We start from the raw sequence: 9,704 nt of genomic DNA, 5'->3' as shown, positions 1-9,704 counted from the left end.
GTGGATTTACATCATTGTCAGCATCTTCTGGAGTTTCGTGGTAGGTAACAGCAATGTCCATTAGCATTCCGCCAGTAATTTGATTTTCTGTACTACGGATGTTAAAGATTCCGAAACCGTCATTGTCCGTATCACAGTATTCTAAGGGTGTAGTTGGGAAAACGCCTGGTGCTTCACTCACAATGATATCAAAGTTCGTCACACTAAAACAACCTGTGGTACCATTTTCAACTCTAACATATATGGTTTCTGGAGTGCTTGTATTTGTATATGGACTAGCAAGTGGATTTGTGTTGCTAGCTGCATCAGCCTGACTTGTATAGTATTGAACAGATACACCCGTGAGTGTTCCAATGATTTCAGCTGATTTTACATTTAAGTCAATTTGTGTAATTCCATCAAAAGGCGTTTCATCACAAACATTTAAGTCCGTTGGCGTGGTCACAATCGGAGGGTTATCAAACAATAAATCAAAAGAAATTGTGTTAAAACAAGTGTTTCCAGCCTCTGTACTTTCAATTCGCACAAAGATTGTTTCTCCGTTTGTTCCGTTATACATCGTTGCTACTGGATTTATGTCATTGACAGCATCGGTTAGTAAATTATGAAAGGTAATGTTGAAATCTGCCGCATTTTGGGTTCCGAGTATTGTTGCTTCTTGCGTAGACAAGTCAAAGATTTCAAATCCGTTGTTATCCAAATCACAGGTTACGATATTGCTTGGCTGATTTGCCACAGGCAAAGCATTAAAAAATAATTGAAACATCGTTGTCGAATGACAATTACTACCAACTTGTGAACTTTCGATTCGCACAAAGATTGTTTCCGAATCAGCTCCATTATACATTGTTGGTAATGGATTCAGATCATCGTTAGCATCCGTTTGATTGGCATGAAATGTAATATTGAAATCAGCAGGGTTTTGAGTGTCTAATATTTGCGGAATTTGCAATGATAAATCAAAAGTTTCAACTCCATTCCCATCTAAATCACAAGCTACTAAATCAGTTGGTTGATTAGCCACAGGACCATTTGTAAATTGTATGGTAATACTATCATTTATTGTACAATCTGGTGAAACTATAACATCAACTTCGTATACGCCTGATGTCGTCACATCTAAGGTTGGATTTGTTTGTCCAACTAATTCGACGCTATCTTGATACCAAACGTAAGTTGCGGTTGCATTGACTGTAGCATCAAGTGTAATCATTTCATTTACACAGAGTGTTACATCATTTCCAAGTTCAATACTAGATGCAATTCCACATATAATATTTGACATGTATGAATTGTCTATAGCCGTAAAATTGTTTATCGTAACTCCTAGCGTAAAGTTAGTAATTGTCGGAGTCCAGTTAAATGTAGTCCACGTATCAACGGCTTCTGTAATTGGATAGTCAAACGCATTGCAAGAATCAATAGATAAGTCTGTAAATTCTAAGAATCCGTCATTACTTCCAAATTGTCCCAAAGAAGCAGCAGTAGGTGTTGCCCATAAGTGTAATCCGGCAATTCCAGCAGTTGCATTGGCTCGAATCCAAGGGAGACCATTAAAACTTTTGGATTGCAACAAGTTTCCTAATGCATCGTAACTTACTATTATTGGTGTGTTTGTGGCAATATTGTTCGTTCTGGTAGCAATATGGAAGTTGTTATTTATGTCTTCTGTAAGACTCAAAATTGCGTTGGAAGGTCTATTGTTTAAGAAACGTTTTACCCAATTGATAGATAAATCTGGATTTAATTTCATGGTGAACACATGCCAATCTCCTATAACGGTAGCTCCACTTACTAAGTATCCGCCATCAGAGGTTCGAATTATATCGGGATAATCGTCTCTGATTGACAGATCGAATTCTTTCATGTTTACAGCATTTCCATCCACGTCTATTTCGGCAACGAAAAAATTCAAATCTCCTCCTCCAATATGTAAACCTCCAGTCATTACAACACCTCCATTTCCATTAGAAGTGATACCACCTAATTGATCATCATGATTGCTATATCGTTTTGACCAAATAATGTTTCCTGTGCCATCAATTCTTGTAACAAGGGCATCATCTTGGCTTCCTCCGGGAGAAAACCATCCGGCAATAATGTAAGTGTCATTTATAGAAGCAATCAGTTTTCCTTGTCGCTCTCTACCTGAACTGTATGTTCGAGACCAGATTATATTTCCGAGTGAATCGACTCGTACTACAAGAAAATTTTCGTTTGGATTCGCAAAAAGCAAAAAATCGCCGTTTGGAGCTTTAACTATTTTCGTGAATGTGGCGCTTATGCCTTGATATTCTTTAGTCCACAGCATTGTGCCTTGTGCATCAATTCTATTGAAAGAAGCACGTCCATTTGAACGCCCTGAGGCATAGAAAGTATTGTTCTGTTCATCAAAAAATACATTTGAAAATCTATTATCACCTGCATCTCCATATACAAAGGAAACATTACAAACAGTTTGAGAAACTGCATTGAAACTTAATACGATTAATAAAATAAATAGGAATTTCTTTTTCAATTTTTATGGCTTAAATATATTAGCTATTAATTATCCTTCACTAAAAAGTTGGAAGTCTATAATTTACAAGGGGGAGCTAAACAAATAGAAGAGAATAAGTGACATTTCTTATAAGACTTATATTTTGTTTGTGGGTAAAAATAACAAAAAATGGGAGATATTAAGTAAAATATGGTGTCACTTTTAGTGTGTTTTCATAAACCATCAACGCTTTTTTTTATTTATAACAACTTTTATCTTCTTTTTAAAATTTTGAGAATCAAATATATTAACCATTATAAGTTTCTGTTTTTGCAAAGTTTACTGTAATTCTGAGCGGCTGTTTTTATTTTAAAGTTTTTAAAATTAACAGCTTAGTTCTCTTCGCTTTTGTCCAGTTTTTTCTTCTTTATATGACCGATATCATTTTATATGACTGCATTCAATTCTATTTTTGAAGTATGAATCTTAAAATGAAGAAATCATGAAAAAAGCGATATTATTACTTCTAATAACCGTGTTGATTCCCGTTTTCGTATATACACAATCTCTTGAAAATCTTGATTATATTTCCCCATTTCATGATGATTTAGTAGCTATTCAGAAAGATGGTCAATGGGCTTTTGTAGATGAAAAGGGAACTATTGTTGTAAACTTTAGAAACGATTTAGTTACCACAAAAATTAATGATGAAAACTATCCTGTTTTTAAAAATGATAGATGTTTAATCGAAAAAGAAAAGGAAGGGATTTTATATTTTGGGTATATAGACAAAACAGGGAAAACTGTTATTGAACCTCAATTTTTGAATGCAATGAATTTTAATACTGAAGTTGCGCTTGTATTAGAATTAGAGAAACAGATTGTTGGTAAAAACAGAGTGTTTAATAAAGATGTAGTTCATTATCAATACTACGAAGTACTGATAGATATTGATGGAAATATAAAAAAATACCTAACGAAAGATGGTGTGAATATTGCTTTGGATAAAAAATTCCTCACCAAGCCACCACATTTCACATCAAAGCAGATTTCTGAAAATCTGTATGCTATTTTTAATGAAAATAAGAAATGGACACTTTTAAAAATTAACCTGTAAAATACTTTTTTATATGAAAGCAAACTTGAGTTTAGGAAGTATATCGGGTATTAAAATTAACGTGCATTGGACGTTTTTCTTTTTAATTATTTGGATTGTTTTTGATGAATTAAAACGCGGTGGCACAACGGACAGTGTGTTATTTAATGTCGCTTTTATTTTGGCCGTTTTTGTTTGTGTGGTATTGCATGAATTAGGACATGCTTTAACAGCAAAACGTTTTGGTGTGAAGACCAGAAAAATAACATTGTTGCCTATTGGCGGCGTAGCGAGTTTAGATAAAATTCCAGAATCTCCAAAACAAGAACTTTTAATCACCATTGCAGGACCATTGGTAAATGTGGTCATTGCAGTTTTACTTTATTTTATTATTCCTGTTCAAGAATTTACAGATCTAAATTTTAGTGAAGCATTCAATGAGTTAAGTAAATATACACTGAAAAACTTTCTATTTTATTTATATATAGTAAATATCGGGTTGGCTGTTTTCAATATCATTCCTGCATTTCCAATGGATGGCGGACGTATTTTAAGAGCATTATTAGCCATGAAAATGAATCGTGTTAAAGCCACACAAATTGCAGCAAGCATCGGTCAATTTATTGCTGTTATATTTTTATTAGTTGGTTTATTATACAATCCTTTTCTAATATTTATTGCGCTCTTTGTTTTTTTAGGCGCGTATGGAGAAAACCATATCGTGCAGCAATTAGCGCTACTCAAAGGACATAATGTTGAAGAAGCTATGCTCACAAATATTACAACGTTTAAACCAGATGATTCTATACGTTTGGTCGTTGAAAAAATTATCTCAGGAACCGAAAATAACTTTGTGGTTGTTGAAAATCAATCCGTTAAAGGACTGTTGTATCATGAAGACATCATAAATAATTCAAACAAAAACATAAAGGTTAGCGACATCATGAATGCTAATTATAAAGCAGTGAAACCGTCAGATGATCTAAAAAAAGTATACAACCTTATTCACAGTAATGTAAAAACATTTTTCCCAGTCATTGATCAAGGAAATTTGGTCGGTGCAATTGATTATACAAACTTAAATGAATATATCCGCTTACAAGCTAAATTGTCATATTGAACATGAAATTACTCAAATTCCTTAGTGTCGCTTTTTGCATTATATCTTGTTCTCAACAGCAGGATAAAATACTGCCTGAACAAAAAAGTCTAACAGAATCGGTATATGCTTCGGTGACGATTCAACCCGATAGTTTATACGAAGTGTATGCCATTGTTGCTGGAATCTTAGATAGCAATTTAGTGGAAGAAGGCGCGGTCGTTTCTAAAGATGATGTGCTTTTTCAAATTATAAATAACACACCAAAACTCAATGCTCAAAACGCAAAGTTTACTTTAGATTTAGCACAAGAAAATTATAATGGAAGCGCCGCTATTTTAGGCAGTATTGAAGAAGAAATTGCTTCGGCAACATTAAAATATAAAAACGACTCGATTAATTATTTTAGGCAGAAAAATCTATGGGAACAAAATATAGGTTCAAAAGTACAATATGATACTCAAAAATTGAATTATGAATTGGCATTGAATAATTTAGAAGTGCTTCGGAGTAAATATAACAGAACCAAAAACGAATTATTGACCGCGGTAAAGCAGGCAAAAAATAGCTATCGCTCGTCGTTAATAGCAACGAAAGATTTTACAATTAAAAGTAAAATTAACGGAAAAGTATATGCCATTTATAAAGAACCAGGCGAAATTATAAATGCCGTAGAACCATTAGCCTCCATAGGAAGTGCTTCTAGTTTTATTATTGAAATGCTAGTTGATGAAGTAGATATTGTTCGTTTGTTTTTAGATCAAGAAATTGTCATCAATTTAGATGCTTACAATGGCGAAATTTTTAAAGGAAAAATATCAAAAATCTATCCTCAAAAAGATGAACGCAACCAAACTTTTAAAGTAGAAGCTGTTTTTGAAAATGCTCCGAAGGTTTTGTATCCTGGACTTTCGGGCGAAGCAAACATTATTATCGCAAAAAAAGACAATGTACTTACCATCCCAAAATCATACATCATTGATGATACTAAAGTGAAAACAGATGAAGGTTTAATTACCATTACAACTGGCTTGCAAAATATGGATTACACGGAAGTATTATCAGGGATTACTGAAGATACATACATCTATAAACCGAAACAATGACCAACTGGAAAGTTATATTAAGCATTGCTAAAACCCATTTGCTCACCAAAATTAAGCAAACCTCAACAGCTGCACTTGGCGTAACTTTTGGGATTGGCTCCTACATTACATTGGTCTGTTTTATGACGGGTTTAAATAATATGTTAGACAATCTTATATTAAATCAAACACCGCATGTGCATATTTATAATGAAATTGAACCATCGGCAAAGCAACCTATTTCTTTATATGATGACCTAAGCGAAAGTTTTAACGTTGTACATTCTATCAAACCGAAATTAAGTCAGAAAAAAATTCATAACGCGTTACCTATCATCAAACATTTAGAAGCAAATGAAAACGTTTATGGCGCACTTCCGCAGATAAAAACACAAATATTCTACATCGCTGGCTCTATAGAAATTGGAGGAAACCTCACTGGAATAAATCCGTTGGATGAAGCAAAATTCTTTAATATGGCAGATTATATTGTTGAAGGTTCCGCGAAAGCGCTTCACAATACGGACAATGGAATTTTATTAGGAATTGGTATCGCCAAAAAAATGTCACTAAAAGTAGGAGATCGGGTGCAAATAAGTCCTATAAACGGCGGAATATTTCCATTAAAAATTGTTGGATTTTACCAAAGTGGTATTGCTGATTTAGATGCCATACAAAGCTTTGCAAACATTAAAACCGTACAACGCATTTTAGGGAAAGCACAAAACTATATCACGGATATTAATGTAAAATTATATGATATTGAAAAATCAATTCCGTTGTCTAAACAAATTGAAAAACAATTTAAACTTACCGCAATAGATATCAAAACCGCCAATGCTCAGTTTGAAACTGGAACGACCATACGAAATCTTATAACGTATGCGGTTTCCATCACTTTGTTGATTGTTGCCGGATTTGGGATTTACAACATATTAAACATGCTTATTTACGAAAAAATGAACGATATCGCCATTCTAAAAGCAACTGGTTTTTCGGGCAAGGATGTACAACTCATTTTTATGAGTCAGGCAATGATTATTGGTTTTGTTGGAGGCGTTCTAGGATTGCTCATTGGTTTTGGATTGGCGAATTTAATTGGGACAATTCCGTTTCAAACAGAAGCATTGCCAACAGTAGAAACCTATCCCATAAATATGAATCCTTACTTTTTCATTATCGGGTTTACATTCGCGATGCTTTCTACGTTCTTGGCAGGATATTTACCTTCAAAAAAAGCTAAAAAAATAGATCCAGTTAAAATTATAAGAGGACAATAACATGCATACGGTATTAGAAGCAAAACATATCAATAAATACTTTAAAAAACCGGTACTTTTTCATGTATTAAAGGACATTAATTTTACGATTAAAAAAGGTGAATTTGCTTCCATCATGGGGAAATCGGGATGTGGAAAATCGACCTTGCTCTATATTCTTTCAACCATGGATACAGATTATGAAGGTGAATTATTCCTAAATAATGAACTTATTACAGGTCAAGACAGACAGCATTTATCCTATTTGCGCAACAAACACATTGGTTTTGTATTTCAGTTTCATTATTTACTCTCTGAATTTACAGTATTGGAAAATGTGATGCTTCCCGCGAGGAAACTAGCTGAAAAATCAGCTCAAGAAATAGAACATGATGCCATGCAAAAGCTGAAAATGCTCAACATAGATCATTTGGCAAAAAAGCGAGCGTTGCAAGTTTCTGGTGGCGAAAAACAACGGATTGCTATTGCAAGAGCCTTAATAAATAATCCTTCTATTATTATGGGTGATGAACCTACGGGGAACTTAGATAGCTATAATGCCGAGAATGTATTCAATATTTTCAAACAGTTAAGTAGTGAAGAAGGTTTGTCGCTTTTGGTGGTTACTCATGATGAAGATTTTGCAAATAAAACCGATCGGATTATCCAAATGGGCGATGGTAAAATCATCACATAAATGATTTGAACGCGCAACAAAAATTAACGACTTAGCGTTTTTTTTGGTCAATTTCCCTTAAAAATTCAATCTATAACTTGATCGTTATTGCCAAACAAAATACGTTTATACAATTCTAAATATTGCTTTTTAAACTTCAAGTTTCCCGAAAAAAGTAACTATTTAATTTTTGCACCCTTAAATCAGTCGTAATATATAAATACAGAGAACCTTCATAAGGAAGTTTTCTTACGATAGCGCTATGTTTGTAAATAAATAAACTATTTGATATGCGGAAAATTACTTTTTTAATTTTTATTTTATTTGCACACTTTATGTTAGCTCAAGATGGTACTTTAGATGGTACTTTCGGAGCCAATGGATATGTCTTAATTAACCAAAATAACATTTCATTTCATCATGTTTTACAGGCAGATGGAAAAATATTGTATAAACAGTCTAATGACTTACGTAGATTAGATCAAAATGGTAGTTTTGATTCAACTTTTGGAGTATCAGGCGCTATTGCGTTAGCAGATCCAGGTGTTTATCATTATGATTTACTAGAAATGGTTACTGATAATAAAATTACTGTTTTCTCAAAATCATTATACAGTACGTATTATATGGCACGTTACAACTTTGATGGTTCTGTTGATACTACTTTAGGAAGTAATGGAGAAGGATATGTAACTATCAACTTAGATGACGTACAAGGAACAATCGTACCAAGAATGTCATTAGATAATAAAATTCTACTTGCGGGAAATAGCAGTACAGCGTATGGTAATTACAATGACTTATACCTGAGAAAATATAATTTTGATGGAACCGATGATCCCTCAGCTAATTACCGTGCGAGTAATTTAGGAATAAACTTTAGTAATTCTTCTGCGGGTTTACCAACAGATGATTTTATTTCTGATTTGGATGTCATGCCAAATGGAAAAATGATTGTTTCTGGAAGAGCAAGATTTTACAGCGGATCAGGTACAAATGTATCAGGATATAGAGCTGGAATTATAATTGTCGAAGATGGAGTGTCTAATTCTCTCGTAAGAATGAGTCCGTATTCTTCAACTTCTAATGTAAAATGTAGCGTTACAATTGATAACAACGATATATACATGGTAACTGGAGTAGCAGCAAGTATTAGTGCTGGTGCAAATCCAATTAATAAAATAAACAGATGGGATTCTTCTGGAAATGTAGACTACACATTTGGAACGAATGGAATACTAACAATTGACCTCAATATTGATGCAGATACAAAAGCTGATTTCTCAAAGGTTTTAATTCAGCCAGATGGGAAAATGATATTAGCTGGAAAAACTTCTGATTTGAATCAAACAAATGCGTATCCACACATCATACTTGCAAGATTTTTAGCAGATGGAACGCTCGATACTACATTTAACAGTGTTGGCTATATTTTGCATGATATCAGCCACCCAACTACTGCTGCGGATAAGAATACGCTAGTTAACTTATTTTCATCTCCTGATTTTAGTGATGTTTACATCAGTGGAAGAAATTTAGAAAACTCTATTCTATTAAAATATGCTAATCCTTCTGTATTATCTACCAATGAGGTAGAAGCTACAGATTTACTAACGTTGTATCCTAATCCTTCAAAAAATGAAGTATTCATTGGCGGAATTGATCTTGCGATGCAAAACAAAAACTATTCAATTGCTGATATAACAGGTAGAATTGTCAAAAAAGGAACGCTAAACAATTCCATTGGACAAGATTTCATGATCGATGTATCAATGTTAAGTAATAGTTTATATTTCCTAAACATAGAAGGTTTTAAAAGCAGCCTTAAGTTTATTAAAGAATAAATTTTTTCTTTACGATAGATTTTTAAAAAAAATGCCCACTAGAAAGAGGCTGTCTGAAAAGGCAGTCTTTTTTTTTGCAATTTTTTGAAGTAATTCTTAACTTTAAGAATGAGCAGAAAAGTTATTTTTAAGACCTATTGTCAAGATCAGTTAAGTCTTTTACCTC

The 9,704-nt window shown here is 33.4% G+C and carries 6 protein-coding genes and 1 pseudogene; 6 read left to right on the top strand and 1 reads right to left on the bottom strand.

Annotation, left to right across the window (positions count from 1 at the left end):
- Nucleotides 1–2,518: pseudogene (locus H2O64_RS23790) on the bottom strand (hypothetical protein); the annotation flags it as partial.
- A gap of 463 nt (nt 2,519–2,981) precedes the next feature.
- On the opposite strand from H2O64_RS23790, the gene H2O64_RS23785 reads away from it, so the two are divergent.
- The 6 genes from H2O64_RS23785 (at nt 2,982) to H2O64_RS23760 (ending at nt 9,538) form a co-directional block, all read left to right on the top strand.
- Nucleotides 2,982–3,596, top strand: coding sequence for a WG repeat-containing protein (locus H2O64_RS23785; protein WP_187564750.1), 615 nt, complete (start codon nt 2,982–2,984; stop codon nt 3,594–3,596).
- A 13-nt stretch (nt 3,597–3,609) separates the two neighbouring features.
- Nucleotides 3,610–4,695 carry a site-2 protease family protein gene (locus H2O64_RS23780; RefSeq protein WP_187564749.1) on the top strand — a complete coding sequence of 362 codons (1,086 nt, stop codon included), beginning with the start codon at nt 3,610–3,612 and terminating at the stop codon, nt 4,693–4,695.
- Nucleotides 4,696–4,697: 2 nt separating this feature from the next.
- On the top strand, nt 4,698–5,780 hold the full coding sequence (locus tag H2O64_RS23775) for an efflux RND transporter periplasmic adaptor subunit (protein WP_187564748.1): 1,083 nt from the start codon (nt 4,698–4,700) through the stop codon (nt 5,778–5,780).
- On the top strand, nt 5,777–7,039 hold the full coding sequence (locus H2O64_RS23770) for an ABC transporter permease (protein WP_187564747.1): 1,263 nt from the start codon (nt 5,777–5,779) through the stop codon (nt 7,037–7,039). Before H2O64_RS23775 ends, H2O64_RS23770 begins: the two co-directional genes overlap by 4 nt.
- A 1-nt stretch (nt 7,040) precedes the next feature.
- A complete protein-coding gene (locus tag H2O64_RS23765; protein ID WP_187564746.1) occupies nt 7,041–7,715 on the top strand; it encodes an ABC transporter ATP-binding protein in 675 nt (224 codons plus the stop codon).
- Between the two features lie 269 nt (nt 7,716–7,984).
- Nucleotides 7,985–9,538: a delta-60 repeat domain-containing protein gene (locus H2O64_RS23760; protein WP_187564745.1), complete on the top strand. Its 1,554-nt coding sequence runs from the start codon at nt 7,985–7,987 to the stop codon at nt 9,536–9,538.
- Nucleotides 9,539–9,704: the final 166 nt, after the last annotated feature.

This window comes from Kordia aestuariivivens (assembly GCF_014397005.1).
Taxonomy (GTDB): Bacteria; Bacteroidota; Bacteroidia; order Flavobacteriales; family Flavobacteriaceae; genus Kordia; species Kordia aestuariivivens.
Note: the sequence above shows the minus strand (reverse complement) of the source record. Positions and strands in the feature narration are given on the sequence as shown.

Coding starts and splice junctions, on each gene's coding strand:
- H2O64_RS23775 (WP_187564748.1), top strand. CDS start 4,698: ATGAAATTACTCAAATTCCTTAGTGTCGCTTTTTGCATTATATCTTGT.
- H2O64_RS23760 (WP_187564745.1), top strand. CDS start 7,985: ATGCGGAAAATTACTTTTTTAATTTTTATTTTATTTGCACACTTTATG.
- H2O64_RS23780 (WP_187564749.1), top strand. CDS start 3,610: ATGAAAGCAAACTTGAGTTTAGGAAGTATATCGGGTATTAAAATTAAC.
- H2O64_RS23785 (WP_187564750.1), top strand. CDS start 2,982: ATGAAAAAAGCGATATTATTACTTCTAATAACCGTGTTGATTCCCGTT.
- H2O64_RS23765 (WP_187564746.1), top strand. CDS start 7,041: ATGCATACGGTATTAGAAGCAAAACATATCAATAAATACTTTAAAAAA.
- H2O64_RS23770 (WP_187564747.1), top strand. CDS start 5,777: ATGACCAACTGGAAAGTTATATTAAGCATTGCTAAAACCCATTTGCTC.